The following is a 24,126-nucleotide window of genomic DNA, read 5'->3' as shown; positions in this document are numbered from 1 at the left end:
CGCTTTGTTGCAATTTAATTCTAAAACTTACTCGTGGAAAAATTGTTTTTATTTTTGCTAAAAACTTAAATATTTCCAGAGCAAGCCCAAACGTTCTTGGTCGGTATCGGCAAAGATGGGTTCTTGGTGGAATTTGGCAACTATTTCGTATTCAAAACGTTCAAAAGTGGCTACAATTCGTGTGAGGTCAGTCTGATTGATTTTCATTAGTACATACAAACGCAGTGGCTCATTAGGAATAGTTTGGGTGGTGAGATATAAAATTTTGGCGTTATTACATTCTACCAAGCGGGCTATTTCGGTAAGCGAATAATCCAACTGATTGACCGCTACAATGAGAATACTGCCAACTTCCTGAAAAGCATAGCTTTGCCCAATATGTTTCAAGACATCTTGCGAAGTAATAGCACCTTGATATTTCCCTTCTCTATCCGTTACTACCACCAAATTGTTCTGCTCATTAAAGTAAGGAATAGTTTCTAACCAATGCTGATTGTCATAAATAAAAGTATTGCTGAACTGCAAGGGCAGATTTTCAAGGCTAATGTTTTCCTCAAAAACATCTAACAGGGTACTTTCGGAAAGCAAACCTTTGTAGAAACCGTTTTCATCAATACAAGGCAAAAAAGAGCAGTGCAAATTTTCCATCATTTGCAGGGCTTTTTCGGTGTTTTCTCCTTCCCTGATAGGTCTGATATAAGGATTTAGGACATCTTGCACTGCCATAGTTTTGAGGTTTTAGAGTACAAACGCTAATATGCAAAAATTCTGTATAAAAAACAACAAAATCTATGCAACTTGTTTGCTCTGAATAGGATTTCTTTGTAAGAAACTTCGCAGAATTTTATTAAACTTGTCGGGGTGTTCCATCATAGGGGCGTGTCCGCACTTATCAATGAAACGAAGTTCTGTATTGGGCATTAGGGCATCAAATTCGTAGGCAACCAGTGGCGGAGTGATAGTATCGTTCAGTCCCCATACCAAAAGCGTAGGAACATAGATGCTGGGAATATCTTTTGCCATATTATGTCTTTGAGCCGATTTGGCAATAGCCACGATTTTCATACACTTGGGTATGCTCTTGGTAATTTCAAAAACCTCTAAAACAAGCTCTTCGGTTGCAGTTTTGGGGTCGTAGAAGGTGTATTCTACGCGGTCTTTGATGTATTCATAACTGCCTCGCTTGGGATAAGAGCCGCCCATTGTGTTTTCAAAAAGCCCCGAACTGCCTGTAAGAACCAATCTCCTTACATTTGCTTGGTTTCTGAGCGTATAATTCAAGGCAATGTGTCCGCCCAAAGAATTTCCAAGTAGCGTTAGGTCAGTCAATTTTTTCTGATTGACAAACTTTTCAATAAAATCGGTAAGCCCTTCAATACCCGTACTGGTAAGCGGCAAATCGTAAATCGGCATCATTGGAATTACGACACGATAATCTTTGGAAAACTCTGTAACAACATCTTTCCAGTTGCTCAAAGCTCCGAAAAGTCCGTGTAAAAGGAGCAAAATTTCCCCTTGTCCTTCATCAATATAAGTGAAATCTCCTTCTTTTTTGATATTGAGTTCCATACTTGCTTGATTTATTTTGCACAAATTTGCTCTTTTTTCGGAATTATGCAAAGAATAAACAAAAAAACCTCATAGATATTCATCTATGAGGTTGTAAAAATTAGGCTTTCAATTAGTTCATACGGATAATATCGCACTTATAGCCTTTGGTAGCATTGCCGTGCAGAATAATGGTATAAATACCGCCTGATACAAAATTGAAAGTTACGTTTTTAGAAAGCACAGGTGTTGTGTGTCTGCGATTAGGGAAATAAAAGTTGAAGGTATATGCACCCGCAGGGCGAGTAGAATAGTTGGTTACAGGCACGGAGAAAGTATAGTTAGGAATATCCTCGCCGTCTGTATTTCTTTCTATACCAATAAAGCTCAAACTTGTATTGTTGGCTGTATAGCTTCTGGTAAAAAATCCGTAAGGATTGGTAGTGGTAGGAGCGGGGATATAACGAGAACGTGAAGCCAAAGAGTCTCTTCTGGCTCTCAGAGTATCCAATGTAGCAGGTGGAGCCCCTTGGTCGGCAATAAAACGAGTACCCGTAGGAGGGTTAGGGAACACAAGCATAGGTCTTCTATCTACGTTCATAGGAGCAGGTCCAGAGTTATTGGCTGTAAGCAAATGCACATCTCCCAAATCAGAGGCAAAATTTAGGAAACGAATGGCAGTACTACCTGCCGCTGGAGTGGCAGGCAAGGTTTCTGTAATTATAGTTGCTCCTTCGGCGGTAGCTCCTGATGTAGTACCCAAAACACCTCTCAAAAAGATAGAAGTAAGACTACCCGCATTCAAGTTGGTATTTACACGTAGCAATTGGGAAGCCTGTTCGCCAAGAGCATTGGTAAAGGTGATATTTCTTCTGCCACCAGGTATGAAAACACCTACTTCTTGCTGTGCAGGAACTACTTCTACGCCATTGATAACAGAAGCCGCCACTGCTTGGGCAAAGCTGGTAAAAGGAGAGTTAGTAATTATACCCGCAGGAGGCGTACCCGTGAAGGCAATACCTGCATAAGAACTGGATTGTTCGGGGGCACCTGCAATGCCTGCAAAACTTGCCGAAGCAGGGTATTTACGATTGAGTGGTATTATATTAGTTCCTTCCAAACGAAAATTTTGGCTGAAAATCAAGCCTCTTGTTCCGTTGAGGTTAGGAATTTCTTGTCCATCTACATTGATAGCAAAGAAAGCGTTAGGGCTATTATCAGGGTCAGGGTTGAAATCTACAAGAGCATTGAATACCATTATACGAGCATTGTTGGCATTGGTACGAGCCAAAGGGGCAATGGTAGCCTGATTTACCTGCGGTACAGGATAATTAGGACGGCAAGCAAACATTCCAGCACCTGCCAGAGCCATTAGTCCGAGTAGTTTGAAGTTTTTCATATCTTTTCTTTTTAGGGTTTAGAAAGAGGGGAGTTTGCCCCTCTTTGGTTTATACCTTTTTATTCAAAAATGTAACGAGCTCCCAATTGGATTTGCCATTGTGAAGCAAAATTGTTCAAGTTATTTTGGAAACTTACGTTTCGCTCTCCTGTTTGCGAATTTACAAGTTCTCTGTATTCAAACACAGGTCTGCCACTGGGCGATTCGTAACCTACAAAGTTTAGTAACTGAGGACGAATAGGAGATTTCACAACACCCCAGTTAGGTGAAATCATATTGGTAAAGTTGATGATATCCACGGTGAATTGCAATGTGTTTTTACCAAATTTGAAATCTTGCCAAATACGCAAATCAGATTTGAACACCCAAGGAGCTTCAGCACCATTACGCTCTGCGTAGCGTCCTCTGTTTTTGCTCAAATATTTATCCTGACGAATGTAAGCATCCAATTCTTCCCAAATTTGGTCAGGATTGCGAGTATCGCCTACGCTCAAAGCAGGAACAAGGATAATCTCTTCTTTGGAGCGAGGAATATACATCAAATCGTTTCCTTGTACGTTATCGCCGTTCAAGTCGCCGCCTACGGTATAAGAGAAGTTATTACCTGAGCGGGCTTCGGCAAAAATAGAAATACCTGTTGCAAAATATTTGGCATATTCTTTTTTCCAAGAAGCCGAAGCAATGAAGCGGTGTAGCTGTTGGTTGGCGGAGTAAGATAGTTGGGGTGCATTGGGGTCGCCTACCACAGGGTTTCCGTTGAAGAAACTGCTTGCAGTAGCCGCAAGACCAGAGTTAATATCCCAAGAAGGTCCGTAATTGTAGGCAAGTGAGGCAAAGAAGCCATTTTCAAATTGCTTTTGCAATTGCAAGGTAACAGCTCCTGACCAGCCCTGATTTGAGTTATCCAATACAAAGGCATTGGTAATATTAGAGTTGATACGAGTAGCATTACCACCTACATAACGCAATCTGCCATCACCGGGTACGATACCCACAGGGGCAGAAAGGTTTGCATTACGAACATAAACAGCATTGATATCTTTGGTAAAAGATAAATCTAAGGAAGCAGAAAGACCTTCACCAAGCAATATATCACCACCCAAATTGCTTCTCCAAACCTGAGGGAAACGGAAATTGGGAGAAGTAACATTGATTTCATAAGAAGCAGGAATTTGTCCTACGGCATTGGCAGGTCTGTAAGCAAAAGGGTCAGGGTTGAAAGGACGACCTGCAGCGGCAGAACCAGTTTCAAAAATAGAACCAAACAATGCCCCCGTGTTGCTGGCTTGGTTACTCATCCATACAAAAGGAATACGTCCTGTAAATACACCTGTACCACCACGTACTTGCAAACTTCTATCGCCATATACGTCCCAATTGAAGCCAATTCTTGGAGACCATAAGATATGAGCATCAGGGAATTTGCCTACATCAAGCACTTCTTGGTTGGCAAAACGCAATTCTCTTACAGCAGGGTTATCAATAGGGCTTTTGGGGAAGAAAGGTACATCAGCTCTTACACCCAAAGTAACCTTGATTTTATCATTAGGTTTCCATTCGTCTTGTACATAAAAACCTACTTGGGCGGCTTCAAAGAAAGCAAAAGGCACTTCTTCGGTAGTAGCAGAGTAGCGGTAAGAGAATAGTGTAGGTCTGCCTAAACCTGTACTGGGTCCGATAGGCGTAGGCGTACCCGCAGGAGCACTATTATAGAAATCGGCAAGGGTAGCAAAACGATAACGGCTATAAAAATCAGCCATAAAACCATTACGGAATTTGTAATACTCGTTAGCAGTACCTATTGTAATGGTGTGCTTACCTTTGTAGATATTGAAGTTATTAGAAAGTTGGAAAACGTCAGAATCCAAAAGGTTATTGGCAGAAAAAGGCTCATAACCGAAAGAAGTAAGGTTTTGGTTACTACCGTTTTCAATATCCACAAAAGGGAAAATGCGACCGGGTGAGCCACGGAAATCACGAAAACCTGTCCAGCCTGCAATAAAATTATTAGAAAACTTATTGCCGATAGTGCTATTTACTTCTGCAATAATAGAGTTGTAGTTGTTGTTGATGTTGTAATTACCATTTTGGAAAGGAAGCGAGTTAGGTCCGTTTTGTCTGCCACCCTGAGCACCTGAGTTGCTCATTTGTACATCTCTGTAAGATTTCAGATAAGTGTAGCGGAGTGTGGCACGGGTGTTGTTGGTTACGTTCCAATCCAAACGAGCCAAGATTTTTTGGCTTTCGGTAAGCATATCGTAGCTATCAATAGGACCTGGGTCGTAGTTGTAGGTATTGATAAGGAACTGACGCAATTCATCAGCTTGCTGACCTGTGATACGTGAAACGTTTCCACCTTGTCCGCGGTCTGCTACGAATTGTCCTACGGGGTCGGTGCGTTTTTCAAGTTCGCCACTCAAAAAGAAAAACAATTTGTTTTTAATGATAGGACCTCCTACACGCAAACCGCCTTGGTAGTAGTTGAAGTTTAGGAGTTGGTTGCTCAAATCGGTTTCACCTACTTTTGTTCCTACCATATTATTATTGCGGAAAAAGTAATAGGCAGAACCTTTCACGTTGTTTGTACCACTACGCGTTACGGCATTGATACCTGCACCTGTAAAACCACCCTGACGAACATCATAAGGAGCGATATTTACCTGAATTTCTTCCAAAGCGTCTAAGCTAATGGGTTGGGAATTGGTTTGTCCACCGGGCAAAGAAGCCAAACCAAAAGAATTATTGAAAATAGAGCCGTCAATAGAAAGGTTATTGAAAAGGTTGTTTCTACCGCCAAAGTTTGTACCCGAACTTTGAGGTACAAGGCGTGTCATATCGGTGAAACTACGAGAAATGGTAGGCATTGTTTGGAGAGCCGTGCTGTTGATGTTGGTAGAGGCACCTGTGCGGTCAGCATTGAAAATAGCATCTTTTTGCCCAACCACCTGAATAGCGGCGATTTCATCGCTTTCTTCTTTCATTGTGTAATTGAGAACGGTGTTTTGTCCAAGGCTCAAAGAAGGGATTTCATCTTTGATAGTGGCGTACCCAACCGCTGTGATTTCTACGGTGTAAGGACCGCCAATACGCAAGTTAGGCAAATTGAAACTACCATCATCTTGGGTAGCTGTGCCATATCTTGTTCCCGAAGGGGTGTGAATGACTATCACAGTTGCCCCCGGCACACCTGTCTTTTTAGCATCAAGAATTCTACCACTCATACTGGCTGTGGTAACTCCTTGCGAGAAACCTTTGTACGAAAAAACCAAAAGTCCTAAGATACAAAGGAATTTGAGGTAACTAAATTGTTTCATACGTTTTAGTTTAATTTTTCGGTGCAAAATTAAGGCATTGTTTGATAACTCATTCATAACTAATGTTAAAAATTTGTTACGTTTTCAAAAAATCTATGGTGCTTTCTTGCGATGAAAAGAAAAATTAGTGTGGGAAAGTTTTTTGCTAAATATTTGAAAATCAAAAAACAAAACTCTGCCAATTTTGAAAGTTATTTCAGCCTTAATATAAATTTTTCAAAGCATTTGTTTGCAAAGTAAAAAGTATTCCGCTATATTTGCAGGCTCAAAAAAGGATTGAATCACCAAATCATAAAATTTTATGAAAAGAACCTATCAACCTTCCAACAGAAAACGCCGCAACAAACACGGCTTTCGTGAAAGAATGAGTACGCCCGGCGGTAGAAGAGTGCTTGCGGCTCGCCGTGCCAGAGGTAGAAAAAAGCTCACCGTTTCTGACGAAAGAAAACACAAAGGATAACAAAAAAGCAGAGGAGAGGTTAAAGCTATTTTGATGAATCAAAAACTGCCGAAGTCAGAAATTTTGCGAAGCAAAAAAATTATTCAAGAACTATTCCAAGCGGGTAGTTCTTTTTTGTATTTGTACCCTCTACAAATTCGTTGGATTTCAGCTTCGGTAAAGCCCGAAAATATTACCTTTCCGCAAGTTTTGTTTGTTGTTCCCAAAAAAAAGTTCAAAAGGGCAGTGCTTCGCAATTTGCTTCGCCGTAGGCTCAAAGAAGTTTATCGGAAAAATAAAGCAAACTTTGCAGAAAAACTCTCCCAGATGCAGTATCTTGCTATTATCTATATTGCCAAAGAGCCACTTTCTTACCAAGAAATTGAAAAAAGTTTTTGCTCTCTATTGAGCAAAGATACTGAGCCTAAAAAGCCTGAGTAATTGTTTGGTGCAGTAGGGAAACAGGATTTAGAATATTGGATATTTAAGTAAGACGGAGTAAAACTTTTACCTCAAACTTTTGAACCTTTAAACTCTTTGAACGTAAATGATTACAATTCAGAATAAAAAACAACCTTTCTCCAAACCTAAACGCTTTTTTGCGTGTTACTGAAAAAAAATTGCTATGAATAGAGATATAGTTTTACAAGCCCTTTCGCAGGTACAAGAACCAGACCTTAAAAAGGATTTGGTTTCGCTAAATATGATTCGTGATTTGGAAGTAAATGGCAAACAAGTGAGCTTCAAGGTGATGCTCACAACACCTGCTTGCCCACTGAAAGAAAAAATCCGAAAAGATTGTGAGGAAGCAATTTTGGCAGTTTTCCCCGAAGCCGAAATTCAGATGGATATGCAAGCCGAAGTAACTTCGGTACTTAAAGCCAATTTTTTGCCCAACATCAAAAATGTAGTAGCTATTGCATCAGGAAAAGGAGGGGTGGGTAAATCTACGGTTACAGCCAATTTGGCGGTAGCACTCGCCCAAACAGGAGCAAAGGTAGGCGTTATTGATGCCGATATTTTCGGACCTTCAATGCCCGTGATGTTTGGGGTAGAATATGAAAAACCGATGTTACAAGAAATTGAAGGCAAGCAATATATTTTGCCTGTGGAGCAATATGGGGTAAAACTGATTTCAATGGGATTTCTTTCGCCTGCCGAAAGTGCTGTGGTGTGGCGAGGACCAATGGCAAGCAAAGCACTGCTTCAATTTCTCAATGATGTCTATTGGGGAGAGCTAGATTACCTGCTGATTGACCTGCCGCCGGGTACTAGCGACATTCACCTGACAATGGCACAAGCTATGCCTCTTACGGGGGTGGTAGTAGTTACCACACCGCAGAAAGTAGCCCTTGCCGATGCCCAAAAAGGGCTAATGATGTTCCGACAAGGAACTATCCAAATTCCTATTTTGGGGATTGTAGAAAATATGGCTTATTTTACCCCCGCCGAACTGCCCCAAAATAAATATTACATCTTTGGCAGAGATGGCGGAAAAGTGCTTGCAGAACGCTATAATGTGCCTTTTTTGGGAGAAATTCCTTTGGTGCAAGGTATCAGAGAAGCAGGAGATATTGGCAGACCTATCATTGCACAGGGAGAAGAAGAAACGCCTACTTTTCAAGCCTTCAAAGCACTTGCCGAAAGTTTGGCTCAAAGAATTGCAATACGAAATGCAGAAGTCGTAGCTGAGAAAGTAGCTTTGTAGAAATGTGGCGGCGATACTGCTTTCAGGCAATATCGCCGCTTGTGGTTTTTATTGCGTATTTATCCCAAATTTCTGCCTGATAGTGTGTGCAATACCTTCACGCAAATCTATTTTATGTTTCCAGCCCAAAGCGTGAATCTTACTTACGTCTAATAGTTTGCGAGGCGTACCATCAGGCTTGGTAGTATCAAATTGCAGTTCGCCTGTATAACCTACGATTTCCTTGATGAGTAGTGCCAAATCTTTGATACTAATATCTTCGCCTGTACCTACATTGATAATCTCCTCGCTATCGTAGTTTTTCATCAGAAATACGCAAGCATCACCCAAATCATCAGCATTGAGGAACTCTCTGCGTGGTGAGCCTGTCCCCCAAACTTCTACAAAAGGTTTGTTTTGCATTTTGGCTTCATAAAATTTGCGTATCAGAGCCGCCATAACGTGTGAATTTTGAGGGTCGTAGTTGTCGCCTTCGCCGTATAGGTTGGTAGGCATTACCGAAATAAATTTACACCCATACTGACTGCGATACGCCTGACACATCTTGATACCTGCAATTTTAGCAATGGCATAAGGTTCGTTGGTGGGTTCTAAAGCTCCTGTAAGCAAATATTCTTCTTTGAGCGGTTGAGGGGCAAATTTGGGATAAATGCAAGATGAACCCAAAAAAAGCAGTTTTTTAACGTCGTTTTTATAGCTTTCGTGAATGATATTTGTCTGAATTGCTAAATTATCGTAAATAAACTCGGCTCGGTAGGTATTATTTGCCAAAATGCCGCCCACTTTTGCCGCCGCTAAGAAAACATATTCAGGTTTTTCTTGGGCAAAAAAATCAGCTACTGCCTGCTGATTGCGTAAATCCAATTCTTTGGAGGTTCGCAAGACAATATTTTCGTAGCCTTCGGCTTGAAGTTTTCGCAGTATTGCCGAGCCAGCCATTCCTCTATGCCCTGCAATGTATATTTTGCTGTTTTTTTCCATAATCTGGCAAATAAAACTAACTTGCTATCCAATATAAAATTACAATTAAAACCAAAAGTGTAAAAAACCAATAGCTCTGAATCTCTTTCCCTTGCAAATTTCGGACAAAATTACCAAAACTTCTGCCAATCCAAAGCAAAAAATGCAAAAAGCCGTCTATCAAGGCTCTATCAGTCCAATGAATAATATGAGCCAAGACTACTTGCAACTTTGCCAAATTATTCAAAAATCTGTTCCAAAATTTTTCAAGTTTATGCAATTTTTGAGCAAAAATCACAACGATTTGGGCAACTTGGGCAGAACTCTGAAAAACTTTGATAGTAGCAAGCCCCGTGAGTAAGATTTTTCTCACAAAAACCTTTGAAAAGCGAAAAATTTGTAGTTGCCAAACGAATAATTTTTGAGAAAACAAACGCTTTTTTGCCTCAAACGCCGCTTGTTTCTGAAACCCTATCCAAAAGCCAAGCAAAGTAACCGATAAAGCCAAAAAAGGTAAATATACTGGGCTTTGTTTTTCAGAAAATATCAAAATTTCGCTTATCCAAGCATTTTTTACTGAAAAAGGATTGAATGAAAAAACTATCCAAAAGCTACCCAAAGCAAGCAAGGAAAGCGGAAAAGCAAAACTAAAAATGGGTTTTTCAAAATGAAAGTTGAGATTTGGGAAAAAGGTTTGCAAGTGAAATTTTCCAAAAAACAAGGCTCTGTATTGTTGGGCAATATAGAACGCAGTAAGTCCGAAACCTACCAAAGCGAGGGCAAATACAAAAACCTGAAAAGGCGTAGTTGCGTTATGCCAAAGGCTATCAAGTATCATTTCCTTGGAAAGAAAGCCTGCCGTAAAAGGCAAACCCAAAAGCGAAGCCATAAAAATAGTGTAAAAAGCAAAAAGCCAAGACATTTTTTTTCGCAATCCCCCGAGCAGATACATATTTTCGCTATCTGTATGTACTTTTTCGGCAAAATGATGCGTATGATGAAGCACTACCCCTGCACATAAAAATAGTCCTGCCTTGAAAAAAGCGTGTGTAAAAAGATGAAAAAGCCCTGCTTCGCGATTGCCTGTGCCAATAGCAAGAAACATCAGCCCCAGTTGGGAAATTGTAGAATATGCCAAAACTTTCTTGATATTGCTCTGAAAAAGTGCCTTGTAAGCCCCCAAAAGCATACTCGCCAGCCCTACAATTTGCACAAATTGCAGAGCCCAAGGCGTAAGCAAAAAGAAAATTTTGCCAACTAAAAATACTCCTGCCGCAACCATCGTGGCGGCGTGCAAGAGAGCCGATATGGGTGTGGGTCCTTGCATTGCGTCAGGAAGCCATACGTGCAGGGGTACTTGTGCCGATTTTGCCATTGCTCCTAAAAAAATACAAATGCCTATCAGGCTAAGCAATGCTGTTGAAACATTTTTTTGAGCAAGCAAAATTTCTATTTCTGCAAAAGAAAGTGTATGAAACTGCCCAAAAACGAGAAAAATCCCTATTAAAAAACCTACATCTCCAACCCTATTCACTAAAAAAGCCTTACGCGAAGCCTTGACGGCTTCACTTTTTTCTCGCCAAAAGCCGATGAGCAGATAAGAGCAAAAACCTACAAGTTCCCAAAAAATATAGGTTTGAAGTAAATTTTCGGAAAGCACAAGCATTTGCATTGCAAACACAAAAAGCAAAAGATATGCAAAATACAAGTGAAAATTTTTATCGTTACGCATATAAGCGTAAGAAAAAATAGTAACCAAAAACGCTATCAGGGCTACCAAGAGAAGCATCAGCAGTTCAAATTTGCCCAATGCAATCCCAAAGTTTAAGGAAGCAAATTGCACCCAAGCTACTTTCCAAACGAAGCCTTGTAGCCAAAATTCCTTGAAAGCCGCTCCACAAAGCAAAACATTGAGCAAAGCACTCAAAAGGCTTACCGATAGCACAAGTTTGGGCTTATTTTTCAGAAAAGCAAGAATCAAAAAAGCTAATATCAGTTGCAAGAAAAGCAGGGCAATCATAGCGGTTTTGAAAAATATTGCGTAAAATTGCAGAAATTTTTAGCAAAACCCAAAAGCAAAGCTATGAGTTTTGAAATCAAAGGGAAAGTTCTCAAAATTTTGGAAGAACAGACAGGGGCAAGCAAAAATGGCGAATGGAAACGCAAAGATTTTGTCGTAGAAACCGCCGAAGCCTATCCGAAAAAGGTATGTTTTGCCTTGTGGAACGAGAAAATCAAGCAATTGGAAACAGAAGCCGTAGAAGTTGGCGACGAAGTGCGTGTAATGTTCAATGTGGCTTCAAGGGAGTATAATGGCAAATGGTATAGCGATATTACTGCATATCAGATAGATAACCTCACTCGCAAGGAGCAGGAAAAAGGTGGTATCATCAGCCCCCAACCTGAAAATGAAACCATAAACTTGGATATTCTCGCCGCCGAAGGGCAAGATGACGATTTACCGTTTTGAAAAATATCTATAAGGTTTATGTCTGGCGTCTAAAATCTAATATCCTGTTTGTAGTACAAATTAAACTTAAAACAAATTGCTGATGGATTTATCTTACATCATCAACGAATTGGGCGAAGAACGCGAAGACTATCTATATTCCGTAGCTCCTCCGATATTTCAGACTGCAATGTCTTGCTTTCCCAATGTAGAGGCTATGCGTCAGAGTCTTGCCAAAGAATCGGAAACGCCTTTCTACACGCGTGGCAACAATGCTACTACGGATATTTTGCGTAAAAAAATGGCGGCTTTGGAAGCTACCGAAGATGCTCTTATTTTTGCCAGCGGTAGTGCGGCAATTGCGGCGGCAGTGCTTTCGGTAGTGCAAACAGGCGACCACATAGTTTGTGTGCAAAAACCTTATAGTTGGACAAACAAACTGCTCAATCTTTGGCTCAAACGCTTTGGGGTAAGTGCTACAATGATAGACGGCACAAGCCCTGAAAATTATGAAAAAGCAATTTTACCCAATACAAAAGCACTTTTTTTAGAAACGCCCAATTCTTTCACCTTTGAGTTACAGGATATTGAGGAAGTTGTGAAAATTGCTCAAAGGCACAAACTTGCTACCATTTTGGACAATAGCTATGCAACGCCACTCCTTCAACAGCCTGCCACTATGGGAATTGATATGATAGTACATTCTGCAACCAAGTATCTATCGGGGCATAGCGATACTGTGGGAGGTGTGTTGTGTGGTACAAAAGCCCATTTGAAAAAAATTTTTGAAAGCGAGCTGATGACTTTGGGAGGCATTATTTCGCCTTTTAATGCTTGGCTGATTTTACGAGGCTTGCGAACTCTGCCAATTCGTATGCAAAGAGTAGCCGAAACTACCCCTAAAATTGTGAATTTTCTTGCCTCACACCCCAAAGTGAGCCGAGTGTATTATCCTTTTCACCCTTCGCACCCGCAGTATGAGTTAGCCCAAAAGCAAATGAAAGCCCCCGCAGGGCAGTTTTCCGTAGAGCTAAAAGCAGAAAGTATAGAAGCCGTAGAACGTTTCTGCAATAGCCTCAAACGCTTTTTGCTTGCCGCTTCTTGGGGCAGTTACGAGTCGCTTATTTTCCCTGCCTGTACGCTTTTCACTTCCGAAAATTATGCTACTGCACCTTTTCATTGGAGTTTGGTTCGGTTTTATATTGGCTTGGAAGAAAGTGATGCTCTTATCGCTGATTTAGAGCAGGCTCTTGCTCAAATCTGATTGAGAAAAATCATCCTCCTTTTTGAAAAAACTCATTTCCCAGGCGAGCAACGCTTCTTATTTTTGAAGCAACAATTATGTTCCACACTAAAAAAAGGAGGTTATTATGGCACTCGTAAAAGCATCTGAATGGTTGCCTTCCTTCTTTGGCGAAGGTACCAGTTTGCTTGACCGCTTTTTCAAAGATGATTTCTTTGATTGGTCAAAGTTTAATTTTGCTTCCAAAACGCTTCCTGCGGTAAATGTGAAGGAAAACGATGAGAAATTTACTTTGGAAATGGCGGCACCCGGATTTTCCAAAGATAAATTCAAAATTGAAGTCAAAGACAATATGCTCTGCATTAGCAGTGAGCAAAAAGATGAGAAAAAAGACGAAAAAGAAAACTATACCCGCCGCGAGTTTCGCTACGAAAGTTTTATGCGTAGCTTTTCGCTCCCCGAAAACACCGATGCCGATAAAATCAAAGCCGAATATAAAGATGGCTTGCTGATTTTAGACATTCCCAAAAAGCAAAAAGAGAGCAAGAAAAACAGCAAAACTATTCAAGTAAGCTAAATTGGACAAGGCTCTTGTTTTAGCTGACAAGAGCCTCATTTTTTTTGTGCCATTGTTTGAAAAAACGAATAATCAGAACTTCGGCAAGTAGGAAAATTAGGGCGAGCCAGATAAAATACTTCCACAGAGGCGTGCCGATATTACGTTCCTGAAAATCTTGGATAAACTTTTTATCGGCAATATTTTCATAGATTTGAACATTTTTTCTGCCTGCAAAAATCTTTTTCAGTTCATCAAGGCTGTAAAATTGCATTACCGACTCTCGCTTATCGTAGTTGAAAGCTACGGCACCTACTACTTGTTTATCGTTATTTACCACCTCGTAATGCCCCGCTTCAAGGCTTTCTTCGGGTAATTCCATAATGAGTTGCTCACCATTCATTCTTTGAGCAGGCAAAAGTTCAGTTTTGCTATTTTTGAGCTTAAATACTTGATTTTTGTTGCTTTTGCCTACTTTGAGCGAGATAACTTTTTCCTGAAAGTTGTAGGCAATTTTTTCGTTCTGCTCCAAGCTCCGAGAGGCAATTTTATACATAATAGGCACAAAAAGAGCATTGGTAGGAAAATCGGTATAGCGTTTTTCCAGAGGTGAGGCACACAAATACAATTTCCCTCTGCCATTTCTGAACTCTGAAAGAAAACTTTTTCCATTCTTGAAACCTAAAAGTTGTGTGCTAACACCGAGCCAACTCATTACGGCATTGGCATAGGGCATATCGGCATTTTTAGGATTTTGTTCAAAAACGCCTTCATAAAAAGGATTGTTGATATTGGGGGGAAGTAAGGTTTTGATAGAGTTTTTTCCCAAAGAATCAATTTTTTCGTTTTGCAACCCTCTTACACCCAAACTGCTCAAAACTTCTGCATAGCTTGTAATATCGGGGCTACTGCTCGGAAAAATCAGTACGCTACCGCCGTTTAGCGTAAATTTTTGCAACTCATCACGCATTTTAGTAGGCAAGTTGGGTAAGCCGTCTAAAATAAGCAAATCGGTATTGGGTAAAATATCGTAATTGAAGGTGCTGAGGTCGTAGCTGATAAGATTGAAACTCTTTTCGCTGGCATATACGCTACGCACAAAAGGGTTGCCCCCTCCTGCGTACAGGTACGAAATGCGTATCGTAGGGGCTACGTTGAGCGTAAAAAAATAGTCATTATCAAAAGTAATGGGTTGATCTTCAATTACAATTTTACCTTTACGCGTACCACGTTCTTGGGTGATAAAGTTGAAACTACCTGTAATTTTTCCATTTGCACCAATATCCAAAGTAGTAGTAGAGACTTGCAGTTCATCAATGAAAAGGCGGGCTACTAAATCTTGAACAGGGGTTTCGGAATCGTTTTTTACAGAAAAAAGAAGTGTATTCGTCTCGTTTGCCTTTACGAAAGGATTGGCAAGCCAAGCCGAATCTACATAGAGGTTGGCTTTTTGCTCGGATTTGAGCGGCACAAGAAAAAACTGCATTGTGCTATCCAAACTTAATTTTTCCAAATTGCCCAGTGTACTTTTTTGAAAATCGGAAAACCAAAAAATCTGATTATTTTCTTTGGGGGCTAAACGTTTCAAAAGAGCCTGCTGACGAGCATATACGGCTTGCAAATCCCGACTATGCGGGGAAAAATTGGTTTCACTTAAAATATCCTCTACTCGGGTGGCATTGATAGTAAACTGCTCACGATTGCGAAAATCGTTGGTAACAAGTTGAAATTGAGCTGATTTCGGGAAGATTTTTACCAAATCAGAAATACTTTCTTTTGCCCAAGAAAGATATTTGCGGCGTGTTAGCTCATTTTGCATACTATACGAATTATCCAAATAGATACTGGCGATGCTTCCCGCATTATAGAGTGTTTTTTGGTTTTCGTTGGGTAAAAAAGGTTGGGCAAAAGCGAGTACCAAAGAAGCCACCAAGCCCAAACGCATCAGCAAAATGAGCAACTCTCGTAATGTTTTGAAAGAGTTGGTTTCGGTTTTGAGTTCTTTCAAGAAACGAACATTCGTAAAATATACCCTTTTTAGCCTTCGGAAATTGAAGATATGAATGATGATTGGAATGGTAAGGGCAAACAAAGCCCACAGAAAGGCAGGATATAAAAAACTCATACTTCAAAATAAGGTTTCAGCAGGTTTAGAAGCACTTCAGGGCAACGCACAGGTCGCAGGGTTTCTGTATGTATAAACGCAAGCGTAGTATAACCATTGTGCAGAAGCGTATTTTCTCGCAAGATTTCGTATTCAAAACGTATGCGACTTTGGGGAAGTTCGGGGATATTTACACGGATAGTGAGCAGGTCGTCGTAGAGAGCGGGTTTGAGATAGCGAGAATAATGCTCTAAAACAGGCATCATTATTTTATGTTCGTTTTCAAGGCTTTTGTAATCCAGACCAAGATTTCGCAAACACTCAACCCTTGCTACTTCAAAGTAAATGGCATAATTGCCGTAATATACATATTTCATTTGGTCAGTTTCGGCATAGCGAACACGAAGCTGGGTATATGACTGATACATCAAAACTTATTTTTTAACGCTATAAAACTTTCCTATGTCTATAACCTTTTTTGAAGCCCAACTCCCACAAACCAACTTTGCTGATTTTGCACTTGCAAAGCAGAATAATCTTTGAAAAGGGGTGTAAAGGTATTTCTAAACGAAGGGCTGACTTGTAAATAAAGTTTGGGAGCAACTTGATAGCCTATTTGTAGCTCGGCAAGCCCCGCATACTGAATCCGATTTACTTTCTGAAATACACTTGAATAAGTTGCCTTTTCAGATGAAAATATGCTATTCACCAGAAAACTGGCTTCTGTGCCTAGGGCTACGGCATAACGCCATTTGTTTTTTTGCACCTGATAGCCTACTTTCAGAGGAATGTTGATAAATTCGGTGGTATGGCGATAGGTAATTTCTGCTTCTGGTATAGCAGGCAAAGCACTTACCTGATTTAGCTCGCCTTCTACCATTTCAATTGCGGGTGGAGAAACTATTGTACTGGCGGGGGGAGTTTCAGCATCTAAATTGGGTACATTTCCATAAAATTTGGCAATGATAGGCACGGGGGCATTGCTTTGGAAAATAGCATAATTGCTTCGCCATTGAAATCCGCTACTTACATACCAATTTTTATTGATTTGAAAGCCTAAATCTGTACCTATTGCCCACGTGCAAAGGGTTCGGTAGGTAGCTATTTCTTTCAGTAAATTTTCTTCTCTTTTGAGCATAAGTTGCTCTTGTGGGGTAGAAAGCATACGTCCTGCCAAATTGGGCGAAGGCGTATAATACCAATTTTGGCGGAAACTGCCTATACTGGCATTTCTTTGTACCCACCAGCGTTTGGCTTTGGGAGTGCCAACTTTTTCATTAGTGAGTTCTTGTTGGTGTTTTTTGGGTAAAACTGCTTCCTTTTCGGTTTCAAATTCGGCTTCGGCTTGTAAAGCTACGTGATTTTTTTGCTCTGTTTCAGTAGAATTAGGTATTTGTGCGACCTCTTTTTTATGCAAATTGTGAGTATTTTTGAGCGGAGTAGCGATAAGAGTATTGTTAGAAGTGATTTCTGTATGTTGAATAATTTCGGCATTGAAGGTAGATTTTTCACCAAACCATCTACCGATAAGTCCTTGGCTTTGGTACAAAAGCTCACCATCGCCTAGAAAGAGAGCCAGCACCGCCGCCGCCCACCAAGCAATGATTTTCTTGCGTCTTTGTTGGCGTTTTTCATCAATTTGCAAGGCAATTGCCTCCCACACTCTATTCGAAGGACTAATAGAGGCATTGAGCATTTTTTGTTGCCAAATTTGTTCAAAATTTCTAAGACCTCTCATAATTTGGCTTTTGTGTTTGGGTGCTTTCTTGCAAAATCATCTCTTTGAGAATTTGCTTTGCCCTTGCATATTGCGATTTAGAAGTACCTTCGCTGATACCAAGCATTTCAGCTATTTCGTTGTGCTGATAGCCTTCTATGGCATACAAGTTGAAAACTACTCGGTAGCGGGGTGCTAATTGTTGTACCATACCAAGCAAATCTTCATACTGCAAATTTTCTACAATTTCACAAGTTTCTTGGTATTCTTCGGGTAAATCCTGCACATCAAAAGCAGGGAACAAATACAATTTACTACGATTTTGTTTGAGAGCCGTGTTGATAACAATTTTCTTTATCCAATGTTCTAAACTACATTCGCCCCGAAAAGTTTGAATATGCTGAAATACCTTGATAAAACTTTCCTGCAAAACATCTTCTGCTTCAAGCCTACCCGAAGTATAACGTAAAGCTACTGCAAACATTTTGGAGGCAAAATGTTCGTAGAGTTTGCGTTGAGCTTTGGGGCATTGCTTGCGGCAAGCCGCTACAATATTGGCTTCATCAAAAGGCATTTTTAAGGAAAATTTAAGCAAAGATAAGAGTTTTGCAGGAAAAAGAAAAATTTTGTAAAGTAGTCTTTGTAAAAATACTTGAAAACTCTTTACCTTTTCAAAGCGAGCGTATAGCGTTGCCCTGTGTATTTTTTATTGACCATTACGAGTATTACACCGCCTTTTACAGCCCTAAATTCGCACCAGAAATCGCTGGTTTCGTTATTGAAACGATTTGTGGCGGTTATACTCCACTGATTGATAGTAAATTTACCATTATAGTTTTGTTTGGTATATTTTCCATTATGGTAAATACCGTGTTCGCTTTGATAGGTATCATTGGCTTTGAACACAAAATCATCAGTGGTTGCCGTAGTGCTTGAACCTACGAAAGCACCTGTGTAAATATTGTAGTAATTACTCAACGAAGCTCCGCTACTTATCCAAGTGCCTCCGAGCAAATCGTTTTTGCCAACAGCAAATTTATTGTAGGCGGTCATTGCTTCCATAGCTTTGTAGTTTGGAAAAGAGGCATACAAAAGTTCTTTGCTGGGAGCAATGATAGCAACAGGCTGGCAAATGCCGTTATCAAAAACGGAAGCAAGAGCCACATAAGCATTTCTACCTGAACGTTTTTCTTTGGCATTGGCTTCAAAAATATCAGACTCGCCGTATGCAAAAGCATCTTTTCGTCTTTCGTACCATTGTAGAAATTGAAACTCTTGCCCCAGAAGTGTTTCTAAAAGATATTGTTCAAGCGTTTTGCCACTTCCGTTGGGGTATCTGTCTATGATTTCTTTGTCAGGGTAGTATAATCGTACCTCTAAATTAGCTTTGCTGGTTCTTACAAAATTATCTTCCAAAACCGAAACCCAACCATCATCAAAATTGGTAGTAGGATAGGTAATTTTTATTTTTGAAGAGGTGCTATTGGGGGTGGGCGAGGTACTATTTGCCTGCGATTGCGAATGGCTTGCACCGATTTGAGGAACTTGAATACTTGCCAAAAAACGACTGACTTCCGTTTGGTAGCTATCTTTATCGTACAAAATAAAGATAGGCAAGGTTTTTTCGGGGCTATTAAAAACTTGCAGTATAGCCGTGTATCTGACTCCCGAATAATATACTGAACTTTTACCTGTAAGTACTACCCAGCCGTTTTTACTTGTGATTTCAGGTTTGGGGGCGGTTTGCTGATAAGTAGCTGTGATAAGCTCTTTCCAAAAATGCTCATAATTGGCTTGTGCATTCCCCGAACTTGCTAAGCTACGATGCACCTGCACAAAAGCATATTGCACGTTAGTATTGCGTTTGTCTTCGTAAGTGATAGTTTGATAGGGAGTGCTACGTTGCCAACCAGCAGGAGGCGTAAAAGAAAGAAAATCTTGCTTTTCGGTTTGAGCAAAGGCATAAGTTTGCATTAGTAGCAAACTGCTCACAAGTAGTTTTTTCATTGGAGTAAAGTTTGAGTTTCATAAGTCTATGGAAAAAAGTTCCAACAAAGTTAGTAAAAAGGTGAAAATTAGCAAAATAAATCACATATTTTTTGTAGCTCTCCTGATAAAAAAATATCCCAATCCACCTGCCAAGATAGAAGCAAGTAAAATGCCAAGTTTAGCCTGTACCAAGAATATTTCTTCTTGCGAGGCAAGTTCAGCAATAAATAAGGACATTGTAAAACCTATCCCTGATAAAAATCCAACACCTACAAGGTACTTCAAAGAAATATCAGGGTGCAACCTAACCCATTTGAGCCTATGTAGAAGCCAAGAAATACCGCTAATACCTAAAAATTTTCCCAATAGTAAGCCGAAGGTTATTCCTAACGTAATGTTGGAAGTGAGATAACTTAAAGATTCTTGCGAAATTTTTACTCCTGCGTTACTTAACGCAAAAATAGGCATTACCAAATAGGCTACCCAAGGGTGTAAAATATACTCTAACCTTTGCAATGGTGGCAAAAACCTTTTCCCAACTTCTCGCATTTTCTCAACGATTTCTATTTGCTCGTGAGTAACCACAGGTAAATGGGTAGTTTGTGCTTTTTTGAACTCATCAATTAGGTAATTTAGCTTATACAAGTATTTTTCCTCATCAATATAAGTACGTGCAGGTATAGTAAAAGCCAACAAAACCGCCGAGATTGTAGGATGTACTCCTGACATTGAAAAAGATACCCAAATGCCTCCTATGCCTATAATTCCATAAAACCAAGTTTTTCGTACTCCTAAACGATTGGCAACTATCAGCACCAAAAGAAAAACCCCCGCCGTAATCAAGCTATTTACATTGATTTCAGAAGTGTAAAAAATAGCTATAACAAGTACAGCCCCTAAATCATCTACTATAGCAATGGTTGTTAGAAACACTTTAACCGTTGTGGGTACTTTATCGCCGAGCAGATACAATACTCCCAAAGCAAAAGCTATATCCGTAGCCATTGGTATTCCCCAGCCTTTTTGAGTAGGTAAGTTGGGGTTAAACATAATGTAAATCAAAGCAGGAAATAGCATACCACAAATAGCCGCTATGATAGGCAATATAGCATTTTTAGGATTTCGTAGCTCCCCTGCAAGTAGCTCACGTTTTAGCTCTAAACCCACTACAAAAAAGAATATGGACATCAATCCGTCATTTATCCAATGATGCAAGGACTGCTTCATCAAAAATTTTTCCGTTCCTATGGCAAATTCAATTTCCCAGAAATGATGAAAAGCCTCTGCCCAAGGGGAATTAGCAATAATCATTGCTAAAATAGTGGCAGAAAAAAGCAAAATACCACTGAACGCACTATTATTGATAAAGCGTTTCAGTGGTTTGACGAGCCAATTAAAAGGAACTTTACGTGTTTGCATAATAAAAGCATTTGTACCACTGATTATTACATAAACACGCCAAAGATAATTTTGTTTGGAATATCAGCCTCGCCCACAGATATTCTTGTAGATACAAAATTCGCAGATGCTCAAATTATCAGTTTTTTCAAAAGGCAAGTCTTTGTCCAGCATTTTATGGATTACTTTGCTGAGCCAATCTTCGGTTTTCTGATAAAACCACTCCTTATCATTCAGGCGAATACTTTCGGGATTGCTTCTATCTTTATCCTTTTCTTTGGATTTGGTAGGGGCGTGCAGGGCAAGCAATTCTTTGGTGGGGTTGCGAAGGCTGTAAATTCCCGCTTCAATAGGGGCATTCTGATAAGTTTTCCATTGAGGATTGCTATCCAAATTTTTTTGTAAAAGGTACTTGTAAAGCCATAATTGCCTAATTTTACCCATATCAGGATTATCGGCAATAGAAAGCAATTCGGTAAGGTCTATTTTTACATCTTTTTTTTCAACTTTTCCTGTTTTATAGTCAATAATTCGCAAAGTACCGCTAATTTTATCTACTCTATCCACAATCCCTCGCAGACGTACATCAAGGCTTTCGCCATTGTATTGGTAACGGAAAATAGCAGGTTCAATCCGTAAAAGTTCGTGCTTATTTTCCAAACTCAAAATTTCAAAAGTAGGGTTTTCTTCCAATTTATTGCTATCGTCTTCCAATTCGGCTATTTGCTTTTCTAAAAAGTTTTTTACGTACAAAATAGCAACTTCTTGAGCGATAAGATTATTCCCAATAATGGCTTCTTGTGTATAAAGGTGAGCTGTTTCCTTAAATTTCTGCTTCACTCTTTCAGGAATTTGAGGCAAAACTTCTCGCAAATCTTTTGCTGAAACTTGTTTATTTTCGCCAATTTCAAAGAAAATATCTTCCAAAACGTGATGAACAATGCTTCCGAGTGTATCGGCTTCTATTTCGTCGCGAACTTCTTTGGCTTCTTTGATACCTGCCACGTAATTGAAATAATATTGCAAAGAACAACGGATAAAAGAATCAATGGCAGTAGGAGAGAGCTGACTTTGCAGTTTTTGCTTGATAATTTCTAAAATCTCCTCGTTTTTTTCAATACGCAAATCATCTTGCTGATTTTTGGGAACAGCAGGAAAGACAACACTCGTTTTTTGTATAGCTATTTTAGGATTTTTTTGAGCCAAGTCGTATTCTAACTGCCAAGCATAACGGCTTACTTCACTATTTCCTACCAATGAAACATTTTTGGAAGTACAATAGATGAGGGCAACCTTTTCGGCTCTTTGCAAAAGGCGGTAAAAATAATAGCTGTGCATAGCCTCGTAATCCTCGTAAGTAGGCAAGCCAAATGCTTTGGCTATATCATAAGGAATAAGCGATTTGTTTTTCTGAACCGTAGGGAAAGTGCCTTCGTTGGCGGCTACTACAATGATTTGCTCAAAATCCAGTGTACGGGTTTCAAGCACTCCCATAATTTGCAGGCGATTATCTACGCTACTTTCAAAAGGAATACGCTCTTCGCGTGCAAGCTGAAACAAAAAGTTTCTAAAAGTGCGGAAATCAATATTGAAATTGCGTTTTTTGAGTATTTTACGCATTCTTGCAAAAATCTGCTTAAACTTCTTGATATAAAACCGCTCCAAATCATCTTGCTCATTTTCAAAAGTTTTTTCAAAAAATAGCATAATACGCTCCAAATGAAGCAAAATAGAAGTTACTTTTTGCAAATCCCAAGAGCTAAAAAGCAACTTGCAGAGCGTTTGCATTTCGGTATAAAAGGGTTGTAAAGAGCTTTTTATGGCTTCGTCAGGCTCATTTTTAAGCAAAGTTTCGGGTAATTTTTTGAGTTCCCAAGATTTGCTCAAAACTTTGTTGTATTGCACCAAATACTTGCGAGCCAAACGCAAAAAACTTTGATGAGCAGGCAAAAGATGTTTTTTGAGCAAAATTTGCTCAAATTTTCGGACAAAAGGGTGTGTGAGAATCTTGGCAACATTGCTGTAATGATACACAAAAGTATGCTTATCTACGCTTTTGCCATCTTTATCTTTGGCTTTCCATTTATGTTCTTTGCGGGTTTGTTGCAGTTCAAAAAGTAGAGAAATGAGGTTAAATAAAGTTGATTTTTGCAAACTCAAACCTAAGGTAATGTTGTAATTTTCTTCTGAAATGCTATGCAGTAGTGGTAAAAGCATATTTTCGTCAGGCATTACAATCACGGTGCGTTTGCGTGAGCGACTTTCTTTATCCCATTTATTGAGAACGTTCTGAGCCACTTGTGCTTGCAAACTATAACTACCCGTAGCGATAATTTCTATTTTTTTCGCTTGCGATAGCAAAAAGTTTTCTTGCCAAAGCCAATTTTGCCATTTTTGCTTATATTTTTTTAGCCACTTACCCGCCTGATTTTCGCCTGTATGCTCCATATAAAAAGAATCGGTATCCCAAAGCAGGGTAGCTTTGTTCAGGGCAAGCAATTCATCAATGATTTTCTCTTCGGCTTTGCTGAAAGCACTAAAACCCACAAAGTAGTAATGCTCGTATCCATTTTTGAGCCAAATTTGTATGTTTTCGGCTAGTTTGCGATAAACCATTCCCAAATAAGCCAAATTCTGATCTGCTAAATTTTGCTTAAACTGCCTGTAAATTTCAAATAGCTTATCCCAAAATTCAAAATAATATTTGAGTTTGTCTTGGACGTATTTTTTTCGGGTTTCGTCTATTTCCCAAGACTTCATTCTTTCAATATCTGCTAAATTGACAAAGAGTTTTTCGGCATCAACAAGATTTTGGTCTATCAGGTTGAAATCTTTGAGAAGTACAGGAAGCCACGAAAGCAAATTGTCACTGGGCTGTTGCGATTGCATAGATTTGCCTAAAATTTCATAAGCCGTTTTTTGCAAAAGCAAGAGTTGTTCAATTAAATCACTTTTTTCATAGGTTCGGCTTACGAAATCCTCAATGGGATATACCGTAGGCATTTGGTCTTTTTCTATTTTTTTCTTCCGAAATTCTAAACGCAAAGAACGCATAGCTCTTCGGGAAGGCACAAGCACACAGATATTGGGCAAATTTTGATGATTTTCGAGCAGATACTCACAGGTTTTCTCCAAAAAAGTCATAGGAAAAGCGATTTTGTTAGATAGTTGCTTTTGCAAATAAGCAAAATTCCAAGGGAAAAGCAAATCTTATGACAAGATTAAAATGATTTTCAGGATTTACAGGATTTGATTTCTTGGTACTAGATAGTATGTAAAGGGAAAATTTTCAAGAAGCAATT

19 protein-coding genes are annotated in these 24,126 nt (G+C 39.6%); 6 read left to right on the top strand and 13 right to left on the bottom strand.

The features are described 5' to 3' along the window. Nucleotides 1-57 precede the first annotated feature (57 nt). The 4 genes from ACWITO_RS08440 to ACWITO_RS08425 form a co-directional block, all read right to left on the bottom strand. The gene (locus ACWITO_RS08440) at nt 58-726 is read right to left on the bottom strand and encodes a CBS domain-containing protein (protein ID WP_448529556.1); all 669 of its coding nucleotides are present in this window, start codon (nt 724-726) and stop codon (nt 58-60) included. 63 nt (nt 727-789) lie between these two features. Next, complete coding sequence (locus ACWITO_RS08435; protein WP_448529555.1) at nt 790-1,569, bottom strand: alpha/beta fold hydrolase; 780 nt, start codon at nt 1,567-1,569, stop codon at nt 790-792. A gap of 112 nt (nt 1,570-1,681) precedes the next feature. Continuing rightward, nucleotides 1,682-2,947 (bottom strand): hypothetical protein, encoded by a 1,266-nt coding sequence (locus tag ACWITO_RS08430; RefSeq protein ID WP_448529554.1) that lies wholly within the window; start codon nt 2,945-2,947, stop codon nt 1,682-1,684. Between the two features lie 59 nt (nt 2,948-3,006). Next, a complete protein-coding gene (locus tag ACWITO_RS08425) occupies nt 3,007-6,261 on the bottom strand; it encodes a TonB-dependent receptor (RefSeq protein ID WP_448529553.1) in 3,255 nt (1,084 codons plus the stop codon). A gap of 301 nt (nt 6,262-6,562) precedes the next feature. Between ACWITO_RS08425 and rpmH the strand changes: the two genes are divergently transcribed. The 3 genes from rpmH to ACWITO_RS08410 all read left to right on the top strand — a co-directional run bounded on the left by rpmH (nt 6,563) and on the right by ACWITO_RS08410 (nt 8,408). Beyond that, nucleotides 6,563-6,721 carry a 50S ribosomal protein L34 gene (gene rpmH / locus ACWITO_RS08420; protein WP_101357752.1) on the top strand — a complete coding sequence of 53 codons (159 nt, stop codon included), beginning with the start codon at nt 6,563-6,565 and terminating at the stop codon, nt 6,719-6,721. 33 nt (nt 6,722-6,754) lie between these two features. Continuing rightward, entirely contained in the window at nt 6,755-7,141 is a 387-nt protein-coding gene (rnpA, locus tag ACWITO_RS08415; RefSeq protein WP_448529552.1) for a ribonuclease P protein component, read from the top strand. Nucleotides 7,142-7,319: 178 nt separating this feature from the next. Continuing rightward, a complete protein-coding gene (locus ACWITO_RS08410; RefSeq protein ID WP_448529578.1) occupies nt 7,320-8,408 on the top strand; it encodes an Mrp/NBP35 family ATP-binding protein in 1,089 nt (362 codons plus the stop codon). Between the two features lie 48 nt (nt 8,409-8,456). On the opposite strand, the gene fcl is transcribed toward ACWITO_RS08410, so the two are convergent. Continuing rightward, on the bottom strand, nt 8,457-9,389 hold the full coding sequence (gene fcl / locus ACWITO_RS08405; RefSeq protein ID WP_448529551.1) for a GDP-L-fucose synthase: 933 nt from the start codon (nt 9,387-9,389) through the stop codon (nt 8,457-8,459). A gap of 16 nt (nt 9,390-9,405) precedes the next feature. Continuing rightward, a complete protein-coding gene (locus ACWITO_RS08400; protein WP_448529550.1) occupies nt 9,406-11,388 on the bottom strand; it encodes an NADH-quinone oxidoreductase subunit 5 family protein in 1,983 nt (660 codons plus the stop codon). Between the two features lie 63 nt (nt 11,389-11,451). On the opposite strand from ACWITO_RS08400, the gene ACWITO_RS08395 reads away from it, so the two are divergent. The 3 genes from ACWITO_RS08395 (at nt 11,452) to ACWITO_RS08385 (ending at nt 13,637) form a co-directional block, all read left to right on the top strand. Further along, a complete protein-coding gene (locus tag ACWITO_RS08395) occupies nt 11,452-11,838 on the top strand; it encodes a DUF3127 domain-containing protein (protein WP_448529549.1) in 387 nt (128 codons plus the stop codon). Between the two features lie 82 nt (nt 11,839-11,920). Then, nucleotides 11,921-13,081 carry a trans-sulfuration enzyme family protein gene (locus ACWITO_RS08390; protein WP_448529548.1) on the top strand — a complete coding sequence of 387 codons (1,161 nt, stop codon included), beginning with the start codon at nt 11,921-11,923 and terminating at the stop codon, nt 13,079-13,081. Between the two features lie 106 nt (nt 13,082-13,187). Next, nucleotides 13,188-13,637 (top strand): Hsp20/alpha crystallin family protein, encoded by a 450-nt coding sequence (locus ACWITO_RS08385; protein WP_448529547.1) that lies wholly within the window; start codon nt 13,188-13,190, stop codon nt 13,635-13,637. 19 nt (nt 13,638-13,656) lie between these two features. Here ACWITO_RS08385 and ACWITO_RS08380 read toward each other — a convergent pair whose 3' ends face one another. The 7 genes from ACWITO_RS08380 to ACWITO_RS08350 all read right to left on the bottom strand — a co-directional run bounded on the left by ACWITO_RS08380 (nt 13,657) and on the right by ACWITO_RS08350 (nt 23,968). Continuing rightward, the gene (locus ACWITO_RS08380; protein ID WP_448529546.1) at nt 13,657-15,741 is read right to left on the bottom strand and encodes a BatA domain-containing protein; all 2,085 of its coding nucleotides are present in this window, start codon (nt 15,739-15,741) and stop codon (nt 13,657-13,659) included. Continuing rightward, on the bottom strand, nt 15,738-16,148 hold the full coding sequence (locus tag ACWITO_RS08375; protein WP_448529545.1) for an acyl-CoA thioesterase: 411 nt from the start codon (nt 16,146-16,148) through the stop codon (nt 15,738-15,740). Before ACWITO_RS08375 ends, ACWITO_RS08380 begins: the two co-directional genes overlap by 4 nt. A 38-nt stretch (nt 16,149-16,186) precedes the next feature. Beyond that, on the bottom strand, nt 16,187-17,458 hold the full coding sequence (locus tag ACWITO_RS08370) for a hypothetical protein (protein WP_448529544.1): 1,272 nt from the start codon (nt 17,456-17,458) through the stop codon (nt 16,187-16,189). After that, nucleotides 17,445-18,032, bottom strand: a complete 588-nt coding sequence (locus ACWITO_RS08365; RefSeq protein WP_448529543.1) for an RNA polymerase sigma factor — start codon at nt 18,030-18,032, stop codon at nt 17,445-17,447. Before ACWITO_RS08365 ends, ACWITO_RS08370 begins: the two co-directional genes overlap by 14 nt. Nucleotides 18,033-18,100: 68 nt before the next feature. Beyond that, nucleotides 18,101-19,444, bottom strand: a complete 1,344-nt coding sequence (locus tag ACWITO_RS08360) for a hypothetical protein (RefSeq protein WP_448529542.1) — start codon at nt 19,442-19,444, stop codon at nt 18,101-18,103. 81 nt (nt 19,445-19,525) lie between these two features. After that, nucleotides 19,526-20,845, bottom strand: coding sequence for a Na+/H+ antiporter NhaA (gene nhaA, locus ACWITO_RS08355; protein WP_448529541.1), 1,320 nt, complete (start codon nt 20,843-20,845; stop codon nt 19,526-19,528). Between the two features lie 63 nt (nt 20,846-20,908). Further along, a complete protein-coding gene (locus ACWITO_RS08350; RefSeq protein WP_448529540.1) occupies nt 20,909-23,968 on the bottom strand; it encodes a PD-(D/E)XK nuclease family protein in 3,060 nt (1,019 codons plus the stop codon). Nucleotides 23,969-24,126: the final 158 nt, after the last annotated feature.

Source organism: Raineya sp., from assembly GCF_053497555.1.
The sequence above is the reverse complement of the archived record's forward strand: the minus strand, read 5'-3'. Positions and strand labels throughout refer to the sequence as shown.

Coding starts and splice junctions, on each gene's coding strand:
- ACWITO_RS08440 (WP_448529556.1), bottom strand. CDS start 726: ATGGCAGTGCAAGATGTCCTAAATCCTTATATCAGACCTATCAGGGAA.
- ACWITO_RS08435 (WP_448529555.1), bottom strand. CDS start 1,569: ATGGAACTCAATATCAAAAAAGAAGGAGATTTCACTTATATTGATGAA.
- ACWITO_RS08430 (WP_448529554.1), bottom strand. CDS start 2,947: ATGAAAAACTTCAAACTACTCGGACTAATGGCTCTGGCAGGTGCTGGA.
- ACWITO_RS08425 (WP_448529553.1), bottom strand. CDS start 6,261: ATGAAACAATTTAGTTACCTCAAATTCCTTTGTATCTTAGGACTTTTG.
- rpmH (WP_101357752.1), top strand. CDS start 6,563: ATGAAAAGAACCTATCAACCTTCCAACAGAAAACGCCGCAACAAACAC.
- rnpA (WP_448529552.1), top strand. CDS start 6,755: ATGAATCAAAAACTGCCGAAGTCAGAAATTTTGCGAAGCAAAAAAATT.
- fcl (WP_448529551.1), bottom strand. CDS start 9,389: ATGGAAAAAAACAGCAAAATATACATTGCAGGGCATAGAGGAATGGCT.
- ACWITO_RS08400 (WP_448529550.1), bottom strand. CDS start 11,388: ATGATTGCCCTGCTTTTCTTGCAACTGATATTAGCTTTTTTGATTCTT.
- ACWITO_RS08395 (WP_448529549.1), top strand. CDS start 11,452: ATGAGTTTTGAAATCAAAGGGAAAGTTCTCAAAATTTTGGAAGAACAG.
- ACWITO_RS08390 (WP_448529548.1), top strand. CDS start 11,921: ATGGATTTATCTTACATCATCAACGAATTGGGCGAAGAACGCGAAGAC.
- ACWITO_RS08385 (WP_448529547.1), top strand. CDS start 13,188: ATGGCACTCGTAAAAGCATCTGAATGGTTGCCTTCCTTCTTTGGCGAA.
- ACWITO_RS08380 (WP_448529546.1), bottom strand. CDS start 15,741: ATGAGTTTTTTATATCCTGCCTTTCTGTGGGCTTTGTTTGCCCTTACC.
- ACWITO_RS08375 (WP_448529545.1), bottom strand. CDS start 16,148: ATGTATCAGTCATATACCCAGCTTCGTGTTCGCTATGCCGAAACTGAC.
- ACWITO_RS08370 (WP_448529544.1), bottom strand. CDS start 17,458: ATGAGAGGTCTTAGAAATTTTGAACAAATTTGGCAACAAAAAATGCTC.
- ACWITO_RS08360 (WP_448529542.1), bottom strand. CDS start 19,444: ATGAAAAAACTACTTGTGAGCAGTTTGCTACTAATGCAAACTTATGCC.
- nhaA (WP_448529541.1), bottom strand. CDS start 20,845: ATGCAAACACGTAAAGTTCCTTTTAATTGGCTCGTCAAACCACTGAAA.
- ACWITO_RS08350 (WP_448529540.1), bottom strand. CDS start 23,968: ATGACTTTTTTGGAGAAAACCTGTGAGTATCTGCTCGAAAATCATCAA.